This is a genomic window from Varibaculum prostatecancerukia, assembly GCF_943169825.2.
GTDB lineage: Bacteria > Actinomycetota > Actinomycetes > Actinomycetales > Actinomycetaceae > Varibaculum > Varibaculum prostatecancerukia.
Window position 1 is genome coordinate 1,910,259 of record NZ_OW968402.1, and the last position, 24,168, is coordinate 1,934,426.

The 24,168-nt window shown below is 53.4% G+C and carries 17 protein-coding genes and 1 tRNA gene; 7 read left to right on the forward strand and 11 right to left on the reverse strand.

What is annotated here, in order from left to right; translation table 11 throughout:
• Positions 1-42 precede the first annotated feature (42 nt).
• From KO216_RS08235 to KO216_RS08245, 3 genes are all read left to right on the forward strand, one after another.
• Complete coding sequence (locus KO216_RS08235; protein WP_215523733.1) at positions 43-528, forward strand: MarR family winged helix-turn-helix transcriptional regulator; 486 nt, start codon at positions 43-45, stop codon at positions 526-528.
• Between the two features lie 39 nt (positions 529-567).
• Complete coding sequence (locus KO216_RS08240; protein ID WP_215523734.1) at positions 568-2,643, forward strand: MFS transporter; 2,076 nt, start codon at positions 568-570, stop codon at positions 2,641-2,643.
• Positions 2,644-3,022: 379 nt separating this feature from the next.
• A complete protein-coding gene (locus KO216_RS08245) occupies positions 3,023-3,778 on the forward strand; it encodes a trimeric intracellular cation channel family protein (protein WP_215523735.1) in 756 nt (251 codons plus the stop codon).
• A gap of 72 nt (positions 3,779-3,850) precedes the next feature.
• Here KO216_RS08245 and KO216_RS08250 read toward each other — a convergent pair whose 3' ends face one another.
• Together KO216_RS08250 and KO216_RS08255 are read right to left on the reverse strand one after the other, a co-directional pair.
• Positions 3,851-4,987 carry a VIT1/CCC1 transporter family protein gene (locus KO216_RS08250; protein WP_309547303.1) on the reverse strand — a complete coding sequence of 379 codons (1,137 nt, stop codon included), beginning with the start codon at positions 4,985-4,987 and terminating at the stop codon, positions 3,851-3,853.
• Complete coding sequence (locus tag KO216_RS08255; RefSeq protein ID WP_071129918.1) at positions 4,962-5,285, reverse strand: hypothetical protein; 324 nt, start codon at positions 5,283-5,285, stop codon at positions 4,962-4,964. Before KO216_RS08255 ends, KO216_RS08250 begins: the two co-directional genes overlap by 26 nt.
• A gap of 151 nt (positions 5,286-5,436) precedes the next feature.
• Between KO216_RS08255 and KO216_RS08260 the strand changes: the two genes are divergently transcribed.
• Entirely contained in the window at positions 5,437-6,258 is an 822-nt protein-coding gene (locus tag KO216_RS08260; protein WP_215523736.1) for an alpha/beta hydrolase, read from the forward strand.
• A gap of 342 nt (positions 6,259-6,600) precedes the next feature.
• Here KO216_RS08260 and KO216_RS08265 read toward each other — a convergent pair whose 3' ends face one another.
• The 7 genes from KO216_RS08265 to argS all read right to left on the reverse strand — a co-directional run bounded on the left by KO216_RS08265 (position 6,601) and on the right by argS (position 15,453).
• Entirely contained in the window at positions 6,601-7,098 is a 498-nt protein-coding gene (locus tag KO216_RS08265; protein ID WP_215523737.1) for a PTS sugar transporter subunit IIA, read from the reverse strand.
• Positions 7,099-7,286: 188 nt separating this feature from the next.
• A complete protein-coding gene (pulA, locus tag KO216_RS08270; protein ID WP_309547304.1) occupies positions 7,287-10,520 on the reverse strand; it encodes a type I pullulanase in 3,234 nt (1,077 codons plus the stop codon).
• Between the two features lie 327 nt (positions 10,521-10,847).
• Positions 10,848-11,633, reverse strand: a complete 786-nt coding sequence (locus KO216_RS08275; RefSeq protein ID WP_215523739.1) for a hypothetical protein — start codon at positions 11,631-11,633, stop codon at positions 10,848-10,850.
• A 138-nt stretch (positions 11,634-11,771) separates the two neighbouring features.
• Positions 11,772-12,452 carry a GNAT family N-acetyltransferase gene (locus KO216_RS08280; protein WP_215523740.1) on the reverse strand — a complete coding sequence of 227 codons (681 nt, stop codon included), beginning with the start codon at positions 12,450-12,452 and terminating at the stop codon, positions 11,772-11,774.
• Between the two features lie 442 nt (positions 12,453-12,894).
• Positions 12,895-12,970, reverse strand: a tRNA-Arg gene (locus KO216_RS08285).
• 302 nt (positions 12,971-13,272) lie between these two features.
• Positions 13,273-13,767 carry an arginine repressor gene (locus KO216_RS08290; protein ID WP_215523741.1) on the reverse strand — a complete coding sequence of 165 codons (495 nt, stop codon included), beginning with the start codon at positions 13,765-13,767 and terminating at the stop codon, positions 13,273-13,275.
• 15 nt (positions 13,768-13,782) lie between these two features.
• Positions 13,783-15,453 (reverse strand): arginine--tRNA ligase, encoded by a 1,671-nt coding sequence (argS, locus tag KO216_RS08295; RefSeq protein WP_215523742.1) that lies wholly within the window; start codon positions 15,451-15,453, stop codon positions 13,783-13,785.
• An 84-nt stretch (positions 15,454-15,537) separates the two neighbouring features.
• On the opposite strand from argS, the gene KO216_RS08300 reads away from it, so the two are divergent.
• The 3 genes from KO216_RS08300 to KO216_RS08310 all read left to right on the forward strand — a co-directional run bounded on the left by KO216_RS08300 (position 15,538) and on the right by KO216_RS08310 (position 18,874).
• Positions 15,538-16,398, forward strand: coding sequence for a fructosamine kinase family protein (locus KO216_RS08300; RefSeq protein WP_215523743.1), 861 nt, complete (start codon positions 15,538-15,540; stop codon positions 16,396-16,398).
• A gap of 112 nt (positions 16,399-16,510) precedes the next feature.
• Positions 16,511-17,059 carry a hypothetical protein gene (locus tag KO216_RS08305; RefSeq protein ID WP_215523744.1) on the forward strand — a complete coding sequence of 183 codons (549 nt, stop codon included), beginning with the start codon at positions 16,511-16,513 and terminating at the stop codon, positions 17,057-17,059.
• 144 nt (positions 17,060-17,203) lie between these two features.
• Entirely contained in the window at positions 17,204-18,874 is a 1,671-nt protein-coding gene (locus tag KO216_RS08310; RefSeq protein ID WP_215523745.1) for a S1C family serine protease, read from the forward strand.
• Positions 18,875-18,941: 67 nt separating this feature from the next.
• Here KO216_RS08310 and KO216_RS08315 read toward each other — a convergent pair whose 3' ends face one another.
• Positions 18,942-20,081 (reverse strand): reprolysin-like metallopeptidase, encoded by a 1,140-nt coding sequence (locus tag KO216_RS08315; protein ID WP_215523746.1) that lies wholly within the window; start codon positions 20,079-20,081, stop codon positions 18,942-18,944.
• Between the two features lie 178 nt (positions 20,082-20,259).
• Complete coding sequence (locus KO216_RS08320) at positions 20,260-24,159, reverse strand: DNA-directed RNA polymerase subunit beta' (protein WP_309547357.1); 3,900 nt, start codon at positions 24,157-24,159, stop codon at positions 20,260-20,262.
• Positions 24,160-24,168: the final 9 nt, after the last annotated feature.

Here is a 24,168-nt window from a genome sequence, read left to right on the forward strand (position 1 = left end):
ACCAGTTGCTTAAGTTTCTTAATTGTTAATATACTTAACTATATGGATAACACTTCGAACCCGACCAACGAGCGCAAGCAGCTATTAGACCAGCTCCTTTACGAACTACACAGATTAGTTTTTGCCTCAACTGACCTGGTCAACCGGTATTCCTCAAAATTGGGATTGCACGGGAAGGATGGAGAAGCCTTGCTGCAAATCTGGCAGGCAGAACTAAGTGGCACCCCCCTGTCCCCCTCGGAATTAGCAGAACAACTACACATCACCCGGGCAGCGGTTAGTTATCTCACCGATCGCCTCATCGATTTAGGATACGTAAACCGGGAAACTAATGAGACCGACCGCCGAAAAACCATACTGCGGATCTCAGAGCTTGGCGGACAAATCGGGCATGGCTTCACCGCCCCCATGGAAGCGGGACTTAATGGATTGTTTGCCGCGCGCACGCAAAAAGAACTGAAAACTTTTACCGAAATGCTCCAGGACTTCGTGGAATCCCTAGACACCTCCCACGACCTTAAAGCCTAAGACTATCGCCAGAAAACCACGGCTAATTAAGGATCAAAAATGAGCGATCTACTTGGCGCTTCAAATAAAGAGGAAGCGAAAGAATCAAAGAAATCCGGAGTATCTCCGACAGTAAATAACCACGCCCCCAGCGATTTTACTGCCCCTAAGCGGTGGAAACTCGTCCTCGTCCTCTATTTAGCAGGCATCGGGATGGGCGCCCTCGATATGGGGATTGTGAACCCGGCGCGTACCGTGATTCAAAATGGGCTGGGAGTAGGCGATAAGGTTGGGGTTTGGGTTTTCACTATTTACACCCTCGCCTATGCGGCAGCGATTCCAGTAATCGGAAAAATTGCGGACATTATTGGCCGTAAACCGGTATATGTACTGGCGATTGGGCTATTTGGGCTCGGTTCCCTGGGATGCGGGCTAGCGCAAGATTTCTCTTCCCTAGGACTGTTACTAGCTTCCCGCGCCATCCAAGCCATCGGAGGCGGCGGGATGGTGCCAGTAGCAACCGCTGCAGTCGGCACCATTGTTCCTCCCCCTAAGCGCGGCATGGCCTTAGGACTGGTAGGCATGGTTTATGGCGTTGCCTCAGTGTTCGGCGGCTCTGCTGGTTCTCTCATTTTGGATATCGCCGGACAGGAAAACTGGCAATGGATCTTCTACATTAACGTTCCGATTGCGGTAATCGTGGTCGCCCTCGGAATTTGGGCGCTCCCGCAAGAAAATGAGAATTCCGCGCGCAAACTAGATTTACCAGGGGTATTTATCCTAGTAGTGATGATTACCGCCCTGTTGTGGGCATTCCAAAACCTAGACTTCACCAAGATCGGCGAATCCCTGGGAGACCCCAACGTATGGGTAGGTTTACTTATTTTCCTGATCATGCTGCCAGCATTTTGGGTAGCGGAAGTGCGCGCCGATGACCCTCTCATCGATTTTAAATACTTCGCTACTATCAACGTGGGAACTACTTTGTTGTTCGCTGCCGTATCCGGCATTTTGATGATGACCGTCATGTTCATCCCGCAATTCGCGGAAAACTGTATGCGGCTACCCTCTGGACGAGGCGGCTATCCCACGATTATTATCGGCTTGGCCTCGGCCATCGGGGCTCCATTAAGCGGACGGCTAACCGACCGTTTTGGTCCTCGCTTCGTGCTAGGGATTGGGGTGCTGATTTCTACCATTTCCGGGTTCATGTTGATTTATTGGGCGAGCCCCTACCCGGGATACCTATCGAATTCGGTTTCGATTTTCGTAATGGGTCTGGGGCTAGGATTCCTGATGGGGGCGCCTTTAACCTACCTAATCTTGCACCTGATTCCAGAAACTGACGCCAACTCCGGACAGGCGACACTCTCGCTGATCCGCTCACTGGGTACCACTTTGGCTCCCGCGATACTGGTCGGGTTACTTGCCACCGCCATGGGAGGACTATCGGGCAAAGTCATGGACGCCATGCCCACCATGGAAATGCCAGCGATGCCCGCTATGACTGCTCCGGCACCCGACCCTAACGGAAGTATGCCCCAGGGAATGTCTCCGCAGGCTCAAGGCAGCCGGGAAGGAATGCCGGAAAATATGGGCGAGGGAGGCCAGACGATGCCCCCACAAACCCCAGGTAACGGGGAAACTATGCCGCCCGAAGCCGCAGTTAACGGACAGACCATGCCCCCAAGTAGCCAGGCAAAAGCCCCAGCAGAAACGCCAACTGGGAAAGCCGCCACCCCCATGGCGAAATCCGATATGGGATTCAAGATGTCCGATATGCCTGCTTCTCTGCAAAATAAAATTAAAACCGCTGATGTAACCAACGTGGTAGATCGCACTAAAGAAGTTGCGAAATATATGTTCGCGCAGCAGGAAGAGAAAATGAAAGCCAAAATGGGGATGGTTCCTCCCGGCATCGATAAGATGCAGGAACAATATCTTAAAGATATCGAGTCCCACCGTGACCAGATAGAGACCGCGTTCCAAATGGGGCTAAATGAAGGATTCACTCGCCTGTTCTGGTTCTATACCATTTTGTCACTAGCTGGGATATTGCTCCTAGCAGGACTACCTTCCAAGCGCAAAATTGATGCCGTAATCAATCCGGAGTCGGATCGAGGTCTGGCTCGGTAAAAGCAGACCGTGTCCGGGTCTGGCTCGGTAAAAGCACTCCGGGGACCCCGTGAGCTTCGCAAAGCTCAGCTCAAGCCCCGTTCGTATCTTTTACCGGCCGCGACCCGGACGTGCTCCTCCCGCCCAAGAATTCGGAAAATTCCAAAGCATTTTCCGAATTCTTATGCCCACCGCGCCTGCTCGGATAAAATCTCCCCCTGCGGTAATAAGTTTTTCGCACACTCTCTTTCCCACCACCATCGCGCCTGCTCACTGCCCTGCCCAAACCCCGATAAAAGCCCTCTTATGCACATCTGCGTACCTCAAAATGGAGGGAAAGCTGGGGCGGAGATAAATCCGTTAGTGGAAAAAATGGGGTGAAAGATAGAAAGATAGGGGTATGCCCACAAGTTCCTTAGCCCCTGAAGTTATTGAAATCTGGTTCCGGGCAGTCGATGTGACCGGAGTGTTTTGTGCTGCGGTAATTGGCGCGAAACTCGCTCGTGAGCGCCGTTTTGATGCAGTCGGGTTCGCCACCCTGGCGGTTATCTCCGCGCTGGGCGGCGGGATGACCCGGGACGTGCTACTACAACAGATTCCGGTTGCCTTTACCGATCCTTTTTATTTAGGAGGCGCCCTCTTGGGAGCCACCGTGGCGTTCTTTTGGCGCCTGGAATCAAAATGGACCAACCGGATGATAACCGTGGCCGACGCCCTCTGCCTGGGGTGTTGGGCCGCTACCGGCGCCCAAAAAACCCTCGCCCTGGGACTAGGGGTGTTACCTGCGATGATGATGGGACTAACTACTGCGGTGGGAGGAAGTATTATCCGGGACGTGATGGTGGGAAAGATTCCCAAGATTTTTGGGGGCGCTAATTTGTATGCCACCCCCGCTGCCACCTCGGCAGTAATCATGGTGGTATTTTTCAAACTAAATATGCCGGTACTGGGGATGGCGCTCTCCATTATTGCGGCGCTGATTTTTGTACTTTTGGCACAGTGGCGAGGATGGGTACTTCCCGAGGCACTTGATTTGAGCATCAATCTAACTCCCCGCCAGTTTCGGCAGCTTTTGCGTTTGCGTGATACCAAACCGCAGGATTCAAAAGACACTAATCCGGTCACTAAAGATAAAAACACCTCTGGCAGTGATTAACGGGACGCCTACAAAGGGCGGTAACGAAACTCCGGCAAGAAGGACGACCTCTAGCCATGCATAGCTGGAAGTTTAGAGCTGGGTGCCGATAGCTAATCCCAACAGGTAGGTGGCTCCCGCCGCCCCATAGCCGATCAGCAGTTGTCGCAGCGCTTTGGGAGCCGGATTTACCCCCGAAAGCAACCCCACAATTCCGCCTACGATAACTAGCGCTACCCCTACTAGAATCACCGCGCCTATCGCACCTTGCAGGGGTGAAAGCGGTAAAAGGAATGGGAATAGCGGGACGAAGGCTCCAATAGCGAAGAAAGTGAATGAAGAAATAGCGGCTTTCATGCCGGTACCGATTTCTTCATATTCCCGGTTACCCGATTCTAGATAGGCGTGTCCACCGGTCTTAATTTTGGCAAAGGCGGCAGCCGCCTTACGGTCAGCGGTCGCGGCATCGTCTCCCCGCGCCCGAAACACTAGCGACAGTTCATTTTGGTTCATATTGAGCTTATCGATGGCGTGTTCAGACTCGGGGTCTGGGGAAGATGAAGCCAACAGTTCAGTTTGAGAACGTACCGAAACGTATTCCCCGGCTCCCATGGAGAGGGCGCCGGACAGTAAGCCCGCTAGTCCAGTAACGATAATGGTGGTTTTAGAAACTCCGGTACCAAAAATCCCCAGGATGAGGGCGCAGGTAGAGACCAGACCATCGTTTACCCCGAAAACGGCAGCCCGGAAACTGCCAGAAATAGTGGCGCGTTGGCGGGCAGCCAGACCGCGCACCACCTCGGAATGAATTTTTTCATCCGCCACAATTTCCTTGGGAACATCCAGGTCTGCCTCGTAATCATGCCGCTGTTCTGCTCGTTGCATCATCGCCAACATAAAGATAGTTCCGAAAATGCGCGTGAAAAAGTTAAGTAGCCGTGAACGTAGGCTTGCCCGCGGGGTGGGCAGCGCGTCCTCACCCAGGAGATTTAACCAATACTGTTCGTGACGTTCTTCGGCGATTGATAACTCTTGGAGCACTTCCCGCTCATCGCCACTACGCCGGCGCGCCAGGTAACGATAGGTGTCGGCCTCCAGGCGTTCTTCCGCGAGATATTTTCTCCAACGCCGCACCTGTTTCCTGGAAACAGCAGGTACCTGAGAGCCATCAACAGCTGCGTGTTTATTAGCTGAGTCAGCCATTTTAGAGACGTGAATCCGGTCCTTCAACAGTTATTTCTTCGATTTCGACATCTACGAACTCGGGATTAGATTTGCTGGAGGGCGCTACTCCGAAGATGCGTTCTTTGACCGCGTCCGCAATCTTGTCGGTGACGGCTTCGCCTTGGCGGCGGAAAATCTCGGAAGCCTTTTTCTTGGTGGCCTCCCCCGCTTTGCGTACCTGCGGATTGGAAGTCACCGCGTTAACGGTTTTTGCTACCCCGCCCTCTGGGTTCTCTCGCACTTCGCGGCGAACCAGGGCAATACCAGCGCCGATGCCGAGCACGGTTAGGAGTTTCTTTCCCACGGCTAACACCTTTCAAATCGATAAGAATAAGCGTTCCTCATTCTATCGCACGTGCATGATGAGGAAAGTTGCAGCAAGTTGAGAACTATCCTTAAGCAATTTCCGTATTTTTTCACAACATATTTTATGTTTCGCGGTTTACGGTGGATACATGAGCAAGATTAGTATCGACACTTCCCGAGGCATCACCTTGGCAGCCGACTTTGTAGTGCCGGTGGATTCCAGTAAATGCGCGGTGGTGTTTGCGCATTCTTTCTTGCTTGACCGCCACGGGCTGGGATGGTTCGATGTTTTCGCAAAATCTTATCGCAGCGCTGGTTACGCCACTTTGCAACTGGATTTTTCCGGCTGCGGGGAAAGTGCGGATGATGTGATCCATTTAGAAAACCAGATTGAGGATTTAAAGGCGGCCTGCGGTTGGCTCTCTGAACGAGGCTTCGAACGGATAATCTTGCATGCCGATGGCTCCGGAGCCTTGGTAGCTTTGCGTGCGGTCCCCGACAAGGTACAGGCACTGGTGCTTACGGCACCGATTTTAGGCCCGGCGGAGGTTTCCTGGGAGGACGTATTTTCGCCCTCGCAACTAGCTGAGTTAGAGCGGGTGGGACATACTCGGATCCCTAATGACCAGGGGGCTTCGCGACCATATTTTGTGATCGGGAAACAGACTTTGGGGGAACTAACCATGGTCGACACCGAAAAATTACTGCACGATATCGCCCTCCCGACCTTATTTGTGGTTGATCCCCAGACGCTCGCCTCGCAATGGTTTGCCCCACTGGTTGATGATCCGCAGTCGTTACTTCCTCCCAATTGCGAGCTGTTATTCCTAGATAAGCTCAGTTTGTATGGGGAGCTACCCGCTACCTACCGCAAACCGGACAGCACTTACCCGGATGCGGAGAAGGTGGATTTCTTGCGGGATCAAGTAGTTGCCTGGGTTACTCGTGTGGCTCCTGCGGTTAGAACATAAGCTAATCAAGGGCGGCCAGTCTCTTCGTTTTCTAGGGGATTAGGTTCCCGAATTTTCTTTGGAAAACAACGGAAAATCTTTATAACATCCCACTAGCTACATCTTTTACCAAACGTAAAGCTAACTTTCAGGTTCATTTATATTATTTTTCAGACAAATGTCTTATGATTGATAACAGCAATAAGGATTGAGCGTTGATCGTTTGATATCTCCTTATTTGCTTGAGATGGGGAACAAAAGTGGGGCGGATTCCAAAGGAATCCGCCCCACTCTCTGTCTACGGACCTCACCGCCGGTTAGCGCCCGCACGAGCCGCTAGCTTAGAAAACTAGGGCGCGAATGTCACCATTCGCTGGGATCGCCGGCAGGAGCGGCGCTGATTTCGAACAACAAATCCCCGACTTCAACCTGATTACCTTCCGGGCGGAGATTTTCCAGATCAGAGGGAGTCGAATCCAGTACCACCACCGGGCAAATCGGCGAGTAACGCGCTTTTTCAATTTGTTTAACCGAGAAAGTAGTGATGGGCTCTCCGGCTTTAACCATTTCATTTTCGAGGGCGTGGCAGGTGAAACCGTCCCCCCGCATCTTTACCGTGTCAATCCCCAGATGTACCAGTACTGTTTGTTCTCCGTTGGCAATCATGAAAGCGTGCGGGAACAGCTTTATTAGTCTCCCGGAAATGGGCGCTACTGCCGTCAGTTTTTTGGCTCCGGGGAGTGGACGCACCGCAATCCCGGCACCCACAATCATGCCGGAGAACACTAAGTCTGGTACCTGCCGCAGCCCCACTAGCCGCCCAGGAATCGGCGAACACACCTGTAAGGATGGCTCCCCCATGCTTCACCCCAATCCCAAAAGGAGAACTAACTTTCTTTATAAACCAGCCTAGCCCGCCCGCGTCCTACAGAAAAACTTATTATTTTCCGGAGGGCGAGGGGCGGTACTCACACGAAAATCACGCTGAACTCATCCCCGTTCTTCCTCGCAAAACGTAAAGCGAAATAGCAGGTTAAGACCGCGCTAGCCTACCCGCGTTTGCGAGCACGGAAAACCAACACAACTCCCGAAGCCCCGAGCAGCAGCGAAATAAATACCATCTCGGGTACTCCTGCACCAGTGGTTGCCAGGTGGTCTACGCTACGATCTTGCACAGAACCCTTAACCTTTCCAGAGGGTTTGTGCGTCGGTTTCGTCGGACCAGAAGCAGGTCCCTGCGGATTCGGCTGCGGGTTTATACCCGGGTCTGGCTCCGGTTCCGGCTCGGGCGCCGGCGCCTCCCTCACCAATAAAATACTTAAAGGAGGTACCGTAACTTTACCGTTTGAAGTGAGGGTTACCGGTTTTTGGTAAACATCCAATCCCTTAATCATCACCTCGTATTCCCCGGCTGGCAAAGGAGCCTCCCAAGCTAGTTTGTCTGCATTCACGTATGCGAACGCATCGGCGCTGTCTTTACCACTCTTAGTCTTTAGCGGGAACGCACCCTTGACGGTATAACCCACATGATTAGTAGCGATGCTCTCTTCACCAGCAATAATTTCATGCGTGTACTTCTGGTTTACAGCGTCGTAACTGCCCTGGCGCATAAAATCATATTGCTTACGGAACTTGTTTAAATCCCGGAAGAACTTTACTTCCTTTTCATATTGCTGAGCCCGGTCATAGTCGAAAACATTAACCGAGTCGGGGGACTTATAAGAGTTGTGATCCCCCGCTTTGGTGCGCAAGAATTCCTGCCCCGCGTGGATAAATACCGCGCCATTGGCCAGGTACTGGGTGCCGGTACCGAGGGCGTGCCGCTGAGCTACTTCGCTATCGGGGGTATCTGCCGGCAAACTGCCTTTCAATTTATCGAACATGGTGTAGTTATCATGGGCTTCGTTGTAGACCACGGATTGGTCTGGCCCCAGATAGTTACGCACATATTGGGCGCCCTTGATATTGTTCAACAAATCCCAAGAGCGTTGGGGCTGGTTCGCACCACTAATAAATCCGGTGTGGTTCAACTCGAAGTTATCGCCCTTTACGGTGTCACGATACTGGTCATTGAAGAACGAAATTCCAGGCATCTGTTTCGCGTTTTCCTGGTTAGCCGCCGCTACCCCACTAGGATGATTACCCATCTTCCAGCCTTCGCCCAGAATCACAATTGAGGGATCAATCTTATTTAGGGCTTCCCGCACCGCTTTCATGGTTTCCACGTCATGGATACCCATAAGATCGAAACGGAAACCGTCAATATCGTAGTGCTTTGCCCAATAGGTAACCGAATCAACAATGTATTTGCGCATCATCAGTTGTTCCGAGGCGGTTTCATTGCCAACTCCGGTTCCGTCTTGGAACTTGCAGTTCGCATCCATCCGGAAATAGTAGTCAGGGACAGTTTGCTGCAACGGAGAGGTTTCCGGATTGTAGACATGGTTATAAACCACATCCATAATTACCCGCATATCGTTCGCATGCATGGTTTCTACCATTGACTTTAGTTCCAGGATGCGTGAGGTCGGATCCGCCGGTTTGGTTGCGTAAGACCCTTCGGGAACATTATAGTTTTGGGGATCATATCCCCAGTTGTATTGGGCGTTATAGGAAAGGTCACCGAGTTCATCTACAGACCCGAAATCAAAAATCGGTAATAACTGCACATGGGTGACGCCCAAAGATTTTAGATAATCCAGGCCAGATAGATTCCCCTCCTTAGTTTTGGTACCCGCCTCGGTGAGCCCCAAGAATTTGCCCTTGTTGGTGATGCCGTTATCCGGGCCGATGGTTAAATCGCGTACGTGTGCCTCGTAAATAATCGCGTCCTTCATCGAGGTAAATGCGGGCATCCGTTTGCCATCCCAGTTGCTGGGTACGGTTTTATCGGGGTCAATCACCACGGCGTGCGTACCGTTGGCGGTAACCGCCCGGGCGTAGGGATCGATAGCTTCGTTAACCTTGTCGCCCGCGAAATGGAGGCGGTAGCGATACTGCTTTCCCTTTTGGTCACCGTCGAGCGTAATCTCCCAGGTTCCTTTTTCCCCTTTGGTCATGGCAGTGACTTTTCCGTTCTCGGAATAGTTAACGAATTCGACTGTTTGGGCAGTGGGCGCCCATACCCTAAAGGTGGTTTTTTTCGGGGAGTAAATCGCCCCTAACTCGCCCTCGTAAAAATATTTCTTATTAAAATCCGCGGTATGTAGCTTCGCACAGTTACTGTTAGGAGTCGGTTTGGGAATATCTGCTTCCGAATAGTAAATTTTGGGGTCACCCTGCACAATCCAGATTTCCGCCTTCCCCTGGGGGAACTTGGTAACAAAGAGGTCGTCGGGAGTGTTTTTCTCTGCCCATTCATTTCCGGGTTCCGAACGGCGCACAATCAGACCAACTTTTTCAATCCCATTTGGGTCTTTATGAGTAAGGGTGGCGGTATGGTTTCCATCGAAATCCGCTTGCTTTCCTTCCGTTTCCGGAAGCCAAGTCCACACATTCCAGTTGTCATATTTATTGTCGGAGCGCAGGTAGTGAACAGTGACAGTGACTTCGGTAGGGAGGGCAGGGGGATTTTCGGCGGGTTTCAGCTGGTAGCTGCCATCGGTTTTTATATCGATCCCGCCCGGAACTGGGATATCTTTCAAGTCAGAGGTTTGCCACGCCCAGTCGTTTGTCGCAGTAGAGCGACGCACAATTAGGTTTACTTTTTCATTCGGAGCCGGAACGGTGACTTCGGCGGTTAGGTTGCCTGCCCCATCCTTTCCGGTGAAAGCCACGGAGTAACCACCAGACCCCTCGGTCCACACCCACAGGTTATATTCCGATGCGGGTACATTGGGATCGGGGGTAAAACTCACCTTTAATTTGCCGTCTGCTGCGGGTTCCAGTCCGTCCTGGTTATAGCTGAAACTACGAGCATCCCACCTGGTGAAAACGGAGTTCCCCGGTTTCGCGCCAGTATACACGGCGGATTCCCAGACTCGATTTTCGCTCTGCCCTGGCTGTAAGGAAGTGGTGTCAGTGCGGTAGACCCGGAAGTTCAGGGGATCGCCTGGCGCCAAGATATTTGTGTTTATATAGCCTTCCGGTTGCTGGGCGGAGAACTTTTGACTTTGCTTTGCCTGCCCATCAGCCCAGTACTCTACTCGGTAAACAGTTAAGGGGTTTTGAACGGTTGGATCCGGTTTGAAGTTCAGGTACATTACCTGGCTATTAGGACCAGCGTGAGCTAAAGGAGTAACACTACCTGCTATTACCAGCAGAAAGGCGATAAAAAATCCCAAAAAACTTCTACTAATTCTTGATTTCACTGGTCCTCCTCGACCAAGGCGTAGGCGGCGGCATCGCCGGAAACGTTTCCGAAACCATGGTATCCGACTTCAAATAAGATATGAAGATTGTATTTATGTGCGTTTCCTCACGTTTAGCTAGCTTTTTCAAGAGCCAACACTGCCGGCTAACGCGCGGAATTGTTAATCCTATGATGGTGTCGCGGTCGATTGCGCAAGCCGGGAAACTGGCAGCTCAACCGAGAATCAGCTTCGTACACGCTCCTCGCTGTGTGCCCTAATCCGGGCGATAATTCCTATCCGCACTCTTCAATGCGCCTATCAATCCCAAAAGCCGCTGGAACCAAGCAGGAACACATTTCCATCGATAACGCTGCCAGGCGTCGGAGCTAGATTAATGTCCTCAGGCAAGGCTATGGCAATTGGAAAGCCGCAATCCACCTCACACCGCCACCACTTTTGCCCGGTAAGACTGTTAGTCCTGAGTTCCGCCTTTTCAACAACTCCCTTAAACATTGCGGAGGGATTAGCTTCTTCTGGTTGATTATCTCCGCTGGCCAAGGCGAACAGCCAAGGACTAGTAACAAATCTAGGACCAATATAGATTTCATTCGGCATACCAGGGACTGGAGGGTTATCAACTTGAATAGGAGTTTGGTCTTTTTTCCATGCTTCCTCATTCGGGTAAATGGAAACCTCAATCGCCGCCCCGGAGAGACGATAATCATCATACTCAGCAAATTCACCCTCAGTACCGAACGGGCGCAGCGGGTAACAATGAGGGTCATCTACTGCAGCCAACAAGCGCCAAGTAGGACTACCATTCCCGTTATCATCGTAGATATCGAGCAATGCCAGCGAGGGCTGAATCTGATATGCCCTGACTATGCGTCCCCCCATCCCCTTTAATGATGGGGTCGTAAACGGAGGATCGTCCTCGTAACGGAAGATCCCGACCCCGGCTTCGCTCTCATCTTTATAAAGACCCACAAACATGAATGGGTCAACATCCGATACGCCCACCACTCCGGTGTCAATTATCGCGTCAGCCAGATCCTCCCACTCGGGAAAATCGAAACCTAATGCATGAAAATCAGGGGAAAACATGGTTTTATTCTCCCAGATTTATACCTATTGTTACCGGAATTCTGAAAATTTCTATTCGCGAGGGCGCGTCCTCACCGCATTCTGCAGGGAAAATTGGCGGGACAAACAATCTGCTCCCTAGCTAGCCGAGTTCTGAAGTTAATCTAGCTTGGCGGCGGCTGCCAGCATTTTTTCAATCTCGGCGCGATATTTTCCGTCTGCGTTCCGGATTTCGCCGCTATCTGCTAGGTAGGTTTTCAAGAATTTTTCTAGAGGACGACCCAAGCCTTGCCCCGCAATCCTGCCGGTACTAGCCGCGATCCCGGCATGAGCGCGTCCTCCAAAACTGAGAAGCCACATATCCTCCCCCACCGGCACGTTCGCACTCAGGCGCGGCATCACGAAAGGAAAGTCCAGGTGTTTAGCTCCCAGGCGCTGGTAGAAAGCCCAACGCCGCTGCGGATCCCCTCTGTCTTCCGAGGACGCGTGGAGCTGCGGATCCTCAATTTCTCCCAGAATCAACAGGGGATTATTACTAGATTCCAGAGCGTAAATCGCTTGACGGAAAAGTTTAGAGCCCACCCCATGACCGCGAGTGCGGGGACTGACCGCCAGCCAACTCAGCAAAGTAACTTCGCTGGTTGCCGACCATGCTATCGCTGCCCCTAGCGGGCGCGTGCCCTCCCAAGCAGAAAAAGTCTGGAACTGCCCCGCCTGCAGCTGAGCGATTAAATCTTCCGGCTCCCCCAACTCTTCGGGCCCAAAAGCAGTTTTCAAAAGTTCACGCACCAGGATTTCTGTCTGCCCCGGTTCCAGGTGGTTTTGATACTCGATTTGCACCTCTTAACCCTAGCCCACAACATGAGTTAAGCTCGAGTTTCCATGCCAGCTAGATGAAGCACGGGCGCTTAGCTCAATCTTCCAGACCAAGTTCCGCCTTCACTTCCTCTAGAGAGTAAGTTTTCGCTTTACCAGCGCGGATTTCTTCTACTTCATTTAGTAGGGTGTATTTCGTTAACGCCTGAGTTAACGTGCGGATACGCTATCCCTATGGCTACAATGTACACGCACCAAGCCATCGGCACCGTGTCCGAAGATCAGATTGTCGGCAAAGCCATGCTAATCGTCTGGCCCCTAACCAACTTCGGCGGAGTTCGTTAGGTTCGCTCTTCTGGAAGCTGTCAGATATTGGAGCAGGTATTAACCCCGCAATAGGGGTAGGCGGCGTGCTTTAGAAATTGGAAAAACCCCGTCACCGCTGGATCGCAACGAGGACGGGGTTTGGCGCGCTCGACAGGATTCGAACCTGCAACCTTCTGATCCGTAGTCAGATGCTCTATCCGTTGAGCCACGAGCGCATTTGCCGTTGCCTTAGCAACTACCTCAGTCTAAGACAGAGCCAATAAGCCTTCCAAATCCACGACAGCTTATTTAATGTGATTCACACACTAGCGCCGCGGTGGGGACGTACTGCACGGGGGATAGTTTTTATCCGATAGGCTAGGCGGGCGTAAATCCGTAAATGCCGCAGGCAGTTACGGATTTTGGGCAGCAGGAAAAAACTATCCCCCGCATATTATGTGCTTTTACCGAGCCAGCCCCGAAGCGGGAGGCAAAATCCTACTCCCCGCGAAACCTCCGCGGGGTAACTCTACGCAACCTAATCGGTAACGAACTGCATGAACAGCTCGTTTAAGGCGTTTGCATCTTCGTCAGTTTTGCAGATGACCAGAATAGTATCGTCACCGGCGATGCAGCCGAGCACGGCATCAAACCACGCCATATCGATTGCGCCTGCGAGCAACTGGGCTCCTGCCGCCGGGGTGCGCAGCACTACCTGATTATGCACCACTGCGGAAGATACCAGCAGGTCTTGACACCATTTCGCCAACTTTTCATTACCGGGATCTTCCTGTCCCCGCCGCACTCGCACCGGATAAGGCTCCGGCAGCATATAGATAGTTTTCCCACTGGTAGCACGCACTTTGGTGGCTCGTAAAGCTAAAAGATCCCGCGACAGAGTGGCTTGGGTGGTAGGGATTCCGCGTTCAGCCAAGTGGGTAAGCAGCTGTGACTGGCTAGAGATTTCCTGCTTACTGAGGATTTCACGGATCGCTTCCTCGCGCGCAGCCTTAGTGGTCGGTACGGTTGCCATGCCCCTATCTTCCCATTACATCCGCTCGGGAGCTACCACTCCGCAAAGATCCAAGCCATTTTCTAGCACTTGCCGCACGGCCTCATTCAGGTGCCTGCGCGCCACGTGTGCGTCGGTTATTTCCTCGCCGGAACGGGGAATTACCCGGCACTGGTTGTACCAAGTGTGATAGCCCGCCGCTAGTTTCTCCAGGTAACGCGGAATCCGATGGGGTTCGCGCTCTTCCGCGGCCAGTTTCAACTCTGCCGGGTATTGCGCCAAAATCCCGAGCAGATCCTTATCGGCTTGGCTAGACAGCGCGGAGGCATCATATTTGCCATCAGCTTTCACTCCGGCCTCATCGGCGTTGCGCCCCACCGAGCAGGTGCGGGCATGCGCATATTGCACATAGTAAACCGGGTTTTCATTGGTGTGGGAGCGCAGCAAATCTAGGTCAATATCGACAGTGGAATCCATCGACACTCGCACCAGCGAATAGCGGGCAGCATCTACTCCCACCGCATCTACCAGGTCATCTAGGGTAATCACGGTGCCGGCACGTTTAGACATTTTTACTTCTAGGCCGTTTTCTTTCAGATTCACCATCTGCCCGATGATAATCTCTAGGCTCTGACCCGGCTTGCCCCCGAAAGCTGCGCACATGGCATACATACGGTCGATATATCCGTGGTGGTCAGCGCCCAAAATCAAGATTTCATGGGTGGCTCCCCGGCGCTGTTTGTCCCGATAATAGGCAATATCGGCTGCGAAATAGGCGGGATCCCCATCGGATTTCAAGATTACCCGGTCTTTATCGTCCCCATATTTAGTGGACTTCAGCCAGGTGGCGCCGTCTTTTTCATAGATGACACCGCGGGAACGCAGCTCTTCGATCGCGTCAGTAACTGCCCCGGAAGTGTGCAGCTCGTCCTCGTGGAAGAAAACATCAAAATCGGCGCGGAAATCATGCAAACACTCTTTGATCTCTGCAAACATTAAAGTGGTGCCGGCTTCCCGGAAATATTCTTCCGCCTGTGCTTCCGGCAGCTCCGCTAGCTGCACGCCCTCTGCTTTAGCGCGCTCAGCCACTTTATCCGCAATATCGAGGACGTACTGCCCGCCGTAACCATCTTCCGGCACCTCTTTGCCCTGCCAACGCGCCAAAAGCGACTTGGCAAAGCGAGTGATCTGGGCGCCGTGGTCATTGAAATAGTATTCGCGGGTCACTTTTGCCCCGCTGGCCGCCAGAATCCGGCAGAGGGTATCTCCGACGGCGGCCCAGCGCCCTCCCCCCAAATGGATGGGGCCAGTGGGATTGGCAGACACATACTCCACGTTAATGTTTTGCCCACTCAAAACTTCGCTGTGCCCGTAATTTTTCCCGGCCTGCAAAATCGTGGAAACAAGCGCCCCGGCAGCAGCCGCCCCCAACCAAATATTTACGAACCCCGGCCCGGCCACCTCGGTTTTCGAGATACCTGCTACCTGGTCAAGCTGGGCGGTGATCTTAGCGGCGAGGTCGCGTGGCGCCATACCCGCTTTCTTTGCCAACTGCATAGCCACATTAGTTGACCAATCGCCATTATCGCGCGAACGCGGACGCTCAACTTTCACGGTTTCCGGGATAGCGTCCGGATCTAAACCGGTGTCGGCTGCCAGTTGAGAAAGAATCTGGCGGATTAAGGCACTTAGTTCTTCTGGAGTCATGCTTTAAGCCTAGACTGCCAGGCGTATTTATCGCCAAATCTGGCGAGCTAGCCCACACCGGTAGTCAGCTGGCACAATAGGGCTATGAGTGAGCAGGTTTACCACAAGGTTGATAATCGCCATCCCGAGGCTCTGGAGCTTGAAGAACTGGGGCTAAAGTGGCTGGCAGAGCCGATGGATAAAGGCGGAGCGCACGTGGCGAAAGTCGCGGCTTCTGGTCGTGGGTTCTTAGACACCGAATTAATACCCTCTACCGCCATCACCAGCGAAGCGGCGCGCGCCTTCGGGGCAGCACTGGCGATTACCCACGCAGGCGGAGCCGATTGGTACGGGCAGCCCCCTCTGGGCTATTCCGGTCCCGGCTATATGGGTCGCTCCCGCTTGGATTTAATTTATGAGGACGATGGACAAAGCTGGGGAGAGTTTTTCGCGGATCACCGGATTATGCCGAATCTGCCGCCTGCCCTCGCCAACGGGTCGATCGATAGTTCGGGAGTGGCAGTTTTAGAGCGGCTGGCTGAGCGCCTACGCGATGGAATCTTCAATGCTCCCGAACCAGAGTTAGTAAAATCCAAAGCCGCGCGAATTCACGGTGACCTGTGGACCGGGAACGTAATGTGGGCGCCCGCGAGGGCCTTAAAGCGTTTTCCTGCTCTGGCGGGAAGGGGCGCTGCCTCGGATCAGCCCCTTCCCAAAGCGGTGGGGGTACTGATAGATCCGGCTCCGGCAGGGGGACACGCAGAAACCGATTTGGCGGCATTGGGAGTTTTCGGGCAGCCCTACCTGGAGGAAATCTACCAAGGTTACAACCAGGTCTCTCCCCTAGCTTCGGGGTGGCAAGAACGCATCGGCCTGCACCAAATCCATATGTTGGCGGTACACGCTAACCTGTTCGGAGGATCTTACGGCCCTCACACTGTGCAGCTAGCTAGTCAATATCTCTAGTTGCTGCGGGCGGCTGATAGCTACCGGGACTCCCGGGACGTGTCTACGAATTTTAGAGGATGGAATTGACGCGAGACTCAAGCAAGCCTGAAAACAGGTTAGGCTAGTTGCTATGAACCACATTGTCGCCTTGCTTATGGGAGCAGTATTACTGGCTGGCTCAGCCTGGATTCGGCATGGCAGTGCGAGAGCCCGCTTTTGGATCCCGAAGCAAAAGAAAGACATTTCCCGCTCCGGCATTCTGATTATGGACGAACGCTGGGTGTTGGTGTTCTTGCCGGCGCTGGGACTGTTCTTCCTGACTATCGGAGCAACTCTGCCCGCAAACGCCGCCCCCAGACCCTGGAACTATCTCCTGCTGACCATATCTTTAATCGGCGCAGTTATCGGCCTGGTAGGGATTATCTGGGGGGTAACTAACTTCTACTATCCGGAGGGAGTGCGTCCGGCGTGGCTGCGCGCCTACTACCAGCGGCTGGGGTTTTCGCCTTCCCGAGGTGCGCGACTAGCTCCCGCCTGGTACCGCGAGCAACTAGGTGACGGGAATTTAGAAAATCCCCGTCTGAAGCGCAATAAGCAGACAGCCGAAAAAAGTGGGAAAAAGACCTCTGAGAAGGCGACACATAACAAACAGAAACGCAAGCAGCGGCGACCACGGTAAAAACGCTTGTTCCAGTAAAAACAGCTGGTCTCCGAACAACAAAGACCACTTTCCCTATTCAGAAAACATCCAGAAAACATCCAGAGTGGAAACAGTTGTCGGTGCCATTATGGGGCCAAAGAGATAAAGAGGAGATTGAGATTGATGATGAACAACAATGATTCACCCCGACCCGATAACGCTCATCAGCCGCTCGACGACTGGGAAATGGACGATTGGCAAAGCGCCGGCTGGCCCGGAGAAATCCCGGAGCCGAGCGGTAATAGGTTTCCGGCAGCAGATCCCGGGAACAACGGAAACATTAACTCCAGCAAAAACGAGGACGCGCGTCCCGAATTAACCGGTAGGATTACCGATATTCAACCCGGCAACCCGGCGATTAGCGGCGGGGAGGCATCCTCCAATAGTGGAATCAGTCCCCAAACTAATCAGGATTTTCCCGCTGGACAGGCACGACTAGAGGGATATCCTTCCCCCTACAGCTCTGGTATTAGCGGGGCCTCCCACTCGCAAAATGAAAGTTTCTTCTCTAACGACTTTGCCCCCGAGCAGGCGACAAACACTACTACTTTCCCCTACTCCCCCTCACCCCAGGGAACATTTTCCTCCCCGGAGCATCCCGCTTGGGAACCGGCCGCGATGCCTCCCCGGAAACAAGAAAAAACTAAACGGGGTCCGGGTTGGCTAGCCACTATCGCAATCGCGGTGGCAGCGGCCCTCTGCGTATGGCTGTTGCCAGCCGAATTTGGGTCCCGTACTACTGCGCTTGGCAAATCTCCAGTAAAGGTGGCAACCGAAGCGCCGGTAGTGCAAGCTAACGCCAAACAGACCAACTGGGAGGCAGTCGCCAAAGCCGTCCAGCCCTCGGTGGTAGCTATCCAGGTGGCTTCCGGCGATTCCGGGGAAAGCGGATCCGGGGTAATTTTCGATGAGGCCGGACACGTGATTACTAACTATCACGTCGTTGCCTCCGCGGTTTCCGGGAAAGCGAAAGTGCAGATAGAGCTGAATAACGGCAAAATCTATGAAGCCAAAATTTTAGGTACTGATTCTTCCACTGACCTGGCAGTTCTAGAGTTTGTGAAACCTCCGAAAGATTTACAGATGGCTGCGCTGGGCAGTTCCTCGAATTTGCGAGTCGCCCAGCCGGTAGCCGCCATCGGTTCTCCTTTGGGGCTAGAGAACACGGTTACCACCGGAATCATTTCGGCTCTGGATCGCCCGGTAGTAGTCACCCAGTCTTCGGGTAAATCGGGGATTCAGATTCCGGGACTTAATGAGCGTTCTGGTGCCGGGGAACGGGTCGTTACCAATGCTATCCAGGTGGATGCGGCGATTAATCCCGGCAACTCTGGGGGGCCTCTCTTTGATGCTTCCGGCAAGGTTATTGGGATTACCTCCTCGATTGCTTCTCTAGGTTCCTCTGGGGAGGGACAGGCCGGTTCCATCGGTATCGGTTTTGCTATCCCAGTGAACCTGGTACGTAACGTGGCCGATCAGATTATCACCTCGGGCAAAGTTACCCACGCGATGCTGGGAGTCACCATTGAGACCGGAATTGCCCAGATTTCTGGGGAGGCTCGTATGGGGGCGAGGGTGTCCTCGGTAGTTCCCGGCTCGGGAGCCGATAAAGCCGGGCTCAAGCAAGGGGATCTGATTACTAAGATTGATGGGCGCCTGGTGGGTTCCGGAGTTGCACTGACCGGCTATGTTCGCTGGTACAACCCGGGGGACAAAGTAAAACTCACAGTAATCCGGGAGGACGGCTCCCACGAGATTGAGGCTCAGCTCGGCGCTCAGAAAGCCGATCGCTAGCCGATACGTACCCTAAACGAAGTGAGCCCGCTGGAAAACCAGCGGGCTCACTTATTGGTTTTAAACTCTAGGAGAAGATCGCGCGGAAGAATCCGCCGAACCAGGAGAACACCCTCACGAAGAACACCCGAACTTTAACTACAAAATTATTGGAGTTATCGGCTTGCTCGTCTGGCTGCGTAGTTGGCTCCGGTACCGCAGTAGGCGGATCGTCCGGAGTTGGCGCCTCGGTAAAGGTAGGCTCTGGGGTGGAGGGGGTAGGTTCTACGCTTGGCTGCGGATCCGGAGTCGGCTTAGGAGCAGTGGTCGGATCTTCACTGGGCTGAGGAACCTCAGCAGTGGGATTCGGGGTCGGATTAGCGGTTTCAGTGGGAACCTCCGGCTGAGCCGGTTCACTCGTAGGTTGAGCCGTAGGCTCTGGCTCTTGGCTGGGCTCAGGAGTAGTCGTCGAATCTTCACTGGGCTGCGCGGTTTCACTAGGCGCCGGATCCGGTGTGGGCTCGGGAACAGCGGTTGGATCTTCACTGGGCTGAGGAACCTCAGCAGTGGGATTGGGAGTGGGCTGAGCCGGCTCGGAGCCCGCCGGGTAGCCTAAATATTTTTCTAAACCTTGTAGCGCTAGAGCCACATCGGCGCCCCCAATCGGGTTCTTGAAATCTTTAACCCCTGCCATACCGGCGGCCATTAAATCGCCTTTACAAGTGTGATCCAGACCTAAAAGATGCCCGATTTCATGTGCCACAGTAGAAACTTGCGTCAGCCAGCCACTGCGATCAAGACGCAAGTATAAGAGCCGCTGGGCAGCATAGGCGGTACCAATCGCTTTACCCTCGGAATAGGGGGAATCGATTACCCGTACCGGACGATTAGCCATCGAATCCACGAAGCGGAAGTTAATCTTTCCGCCACTGCGTTCGGTCCACATCTTGGTTGCGGCTTCGATTGCTGGGCGGAACTTGGTGTTACCCAAATATAGGGACAAAGTATAAGAGTCGGCGCTGGTAGCGCCGATCAAAAAGGTATCTATATTGGTGATGGGTTGTCCTTTAGCTACCTGGTTATGCATTACCCGGCATTCGCGCACCGTAGGAGTGCGGTCAGCGGCTTGCACATTTTGGCTCCCAGAAACTGCGAACAGTCCCCCCATTGCCAGCCCCACCATCGTTAAGGTGGCTACTAAAATATTCCTTTTTCGACTCATACTCATACTCAAATCTTACCAAGCGGTAAGATTAAAGCAAGGTGATAGTCCCATCTTCCTTGAGAGCTTTTTCATATATGGCTGTCCGCCGCTTTGCCTTAAATAAAACAACAGGTAAAAGCCAAGGGGGCTTGCCTAGCTAGCTTAGCTAGGCAAGCCCCCTTTAGGAACTCAACTACTTAGATTAAAGATTCAAACCGAAAGAATCTTCAAAATTAATGCCGGCCAAGAAGTCATCGTCTAGTTCAGTGACTTTGAAATCGTCAGCTGACCAGCCCATCTTAGCCATCGCTTCCTCAGTAGGTTCTACGCTGGCATCCCGGAACATCGACAGACCAGTACCCGCCGGAATCAACTTACCGAGAATCACGTTCTCTTTCAGACCTACCAAGGGATCCTTCTTCGCACTCAAGGCCGCATCAGTTAGCACCTTGGTGGTTTCCTGGAAGGATGCCGCCGACAACCAAGAATCGGTTGCCAGTGAAGCCTTGGTAATCCCCATCAGCTCCGGACGTGCCGCAGCCGGCTCCCCGCCCTCGGAAACAACTTTACGGTTAATAGAGCGGAACCGAATCGAATCCACCAGAGTACCCGGCAACAGATCCGTATCACCGGACTTCAACACGGTTACCCGCCGCAACATCTGACGCACAATCACCTCAATATGCTTGGAGTGAATATCCACGCCCTGCGAACGGTAAACCTCTTGTACCTCGTTGACCAGCTGTCGTTGGGTAGAGTTCACACCCAAGATGCGCAGCACCTTCTTCGGATCCAGGCGACCCTCAGTCAGCTGCTGACCTACCTCGACCCGGTCACCGTCAGAAACAATCAGTTTCATGCGGCGAGGAGCATCGATAATCAAGTCATCTTGACCGTCATCGCGTACCACTACCAGGTGACGGGTCTGACCGGGGTCATCAACTACTTTTACACGTCCCGAAGCCTCGGTGATCAACGCTTCACCCTTGGGAGTACGTGCCTCGAAGAGCTCCTGTACACGCGGCAAACCCTGGGTAATATCAGCAGCGCCCGCGGCACCACCGGTGTGGAAGGTACGCATCGTTAACTGAGTACCCGGCTCCCCAATCGACTGGGCAGCGATAATCCCCACGGCCTCGCCAATATCAACCCGTTTACCGGTCGCCAGTGAGCGCCCGTAACAGGAGGCGCAAGTACCGGCCTCGGATTCACAGGTCAAAACGGAACGCACCGGAATCTCGGTGACTCCCGCTTCGATCAGCACATCAATCTGGGCGTCACCCACATCGGTACCTTTAGCGAATACCAGGTTGCCGTCCTTATCGGTAACATCCTTGGACAAGGTACGACCATAGGCGGTGGTTTCTACGATATCCAGCTTGTAAACGTGACCATCCTCGGTGACCCCACCAATGGGCAGCACCAGACCACGGCGAGTGCCACAGTCCTGTTCGCGCACGATAACATCCTGAGAAACGTCCACCAGACGGCGGGTCAAATAACCCGAGTCTGCAGTACGCAGCGCGGTATCAGCCAAACCTTTACGCGCACCGTGGGTGGCGATGAAGTATTCCAGCACCGACAGTCCCGAGCGGTAGTTCGATTTAATCGGCTGCTCAATCAGCTTCTGCTTGGGGTCAGCCACCAAGCCACGCATACCGGAAATCTGACGAATCTGATCCCAGTTACCCCGAGCACCAGAGGAAACCATCCGGTTCACCTGGTTACGTGCCGGGAAGTTCTCCCGCATAGCCTGCGCCACTTTGGCAGTACATTCGGTCCACAAATCCACCAGTTCGTTGTAGCGATCCTGGGCGGTAATCAAACCGAGATCGGCGTCCTCTTGCACCTGAGTGGCTTTCTCATCGTACTCGGCGAGAATCTTCGCTTTTGCCGGCGGTTCCACTACGTCAGCGAAGCCGATAGTGGTACCCGACCAGGTTGCCCAATGGAAACCAGTTTCCTTCAAAGCATCCAAGGAGGCCGCTACATTGCCCTTGTCGTAACGCTCGGCCAAAGTATTGACAATCCGAGAAAGCCCCTTCTTGTCAATCTGCTCGTTTACGAACGGATAGGAAACCGGCAACGCCTCGTTGAAGAAGCAACGCCCAATAGAGGTTTCGAACTCTACCGAATCGCCTTCTTCGTAGCCTTCCGGAGCCTGCCAATCCTTCGGCGGCACCGTACCCGGCTCGAAACGAATCAGCGCAGTAGCGTTAATATCCAAGCGGTTCTGGTCAAAGGCCATAATGGCTTCACCCAGTGAAGAGAACTTGGGGGTAATCGGGTTTCCGTCCTCGTCGGTCGGAACCGGAAGGGAAGGATCAGGATCCGAGGTCAAGTGGTAAATACCGATGACCATATCCTGCGAAGGCATAGTTACCGGACGACCATCGGCGGGCTTCAAAATGTTGTTCGAAGACAGCATCAAAATTCGCGCCTCAGCCTGAGCTTCCGCTCCCAGCGGCAGGTGTACTGCCATCTGGTCACCGTCGAAGTCCGCGTTGAACGCCCCACAAGCTAGCGGGTGCAGCTGAATCGCTTTACCCTCAATCAAGATGGGCTCGAAAGCCTGAATACCCAGGCGGTGCAAGGTAGGCGCCCGGTTCAGCAACACCGGGTGTTCGGTGATGACTTCATCAAGCACATCCCACACCTGCGGACGCTGGCGTTCCACCATCCGCTTAGCGGCCTTGACATTCTGCGCTTCCTGCCGTTCTACCAGCCGTTTCATTACGAAGGGCTTGAACAGTTCCAGAGCCATCTGCTTGGGCAGACCGCACTGGTGCAGCCGCAGCTGCGGGCCTACCACGATTACAGACCGACCAGAATAGTCAACCCGTTTACCTAGCAGGTTCTGGCGGAAACGCCCTTGCTTGCCCTTGAGCATGTCGGAAAGCGACTTGAGCGGACGGTTGCCCGGACCAGTCACCGGACGTCCCCGGCGACCGTTATCGAATAGGGCGTCCACCGACTCTTGCAGCATCCGCTTTTCGTTATTCACAATGATCTGGGGAGCACCCAAATCCAGCAGTCGCTTCAAGCGGTTATTACGGTTAATTACCCGGCGGTAAAGGTCGTTCAGGTCAGAGGTCGCGAACCGACCTCCATCTAGCTGCACCATCGGGCGTAGATCCGGCGGAATCACCGGGATGCGATCCAGCACCATCGATTCCGGCCTATTTCCGGTCTGCAAGAATGCAGAAACCACTTTCAGCCGTTTGAGCGCACGAGTCTTGCGCTGACCGGTACCAGTTTCAACTTCCTCTTTCAGCTTTTCGGCTTCGGCCTTCAAGTCAAAGTCCCGCAGACGCTTTTGAACCGCCTGCGCGCCCTTATCGCCCTTGAAGTAAATGCCGTAACGCATCTCCAAGTCGCGGTAGAGCCGCTCATTGCCTTCGAGGTCTCCTACCTGCAGTTCCTTAAAGCGGGTAAAGACTTCATCGCGGTGAGAAACTTCCCGATCCAGTTGGCGACGCATTTGCGCCACCTCTTTATCAGCTGCCTTGCGCACCTTTTCCTTTTCAGCATTCTTGGCATCTTCAGCCTCGAGCGCCGCCAAATCCTTTTCCAGTTTTTCCTGGCGGGCAACAATCTTGGCTTCAAAGCGTTCATTCAAACGCTGTATTTCCAAGCTGAGCTCGTTTTCCAGATTTGGCAGATCCTGGTGGCGGGCATCTTCATCGACCTCAGTAATCATGTAGGCCGCGAAATAAATGACTTTCTCTAGGTCTTTAGGCGCTAGATCCAGCAGATACCCCAAACGGGAAGGCACACCCTTGAAATACCAAATATGGGTAACCGGGGCAGCCAGTTCAATATGTCCCATACGTTCGCGGCGCACTTTGGAGCGAGTTACCTCTACCCCACAACGCTCACAAACGATGCCCTTATAGCGCACGCGCTTATATTTTCCACAGGCACATTCCCAGTCCCGGGTAGGACCGAAAATCCGCTCACAGAACAGGCCATCCTTTTCGGGCTTCAGAGTGCGGTAGTTAATAGTTTCCGGCTTCTTGACTTCCCCGAATGACCATTCAGCCACGCCTTCGGCGGTCGCCATGCCGATATGTAGTTGATCGAATTTATTTGCATCCATAATCGACTCTTA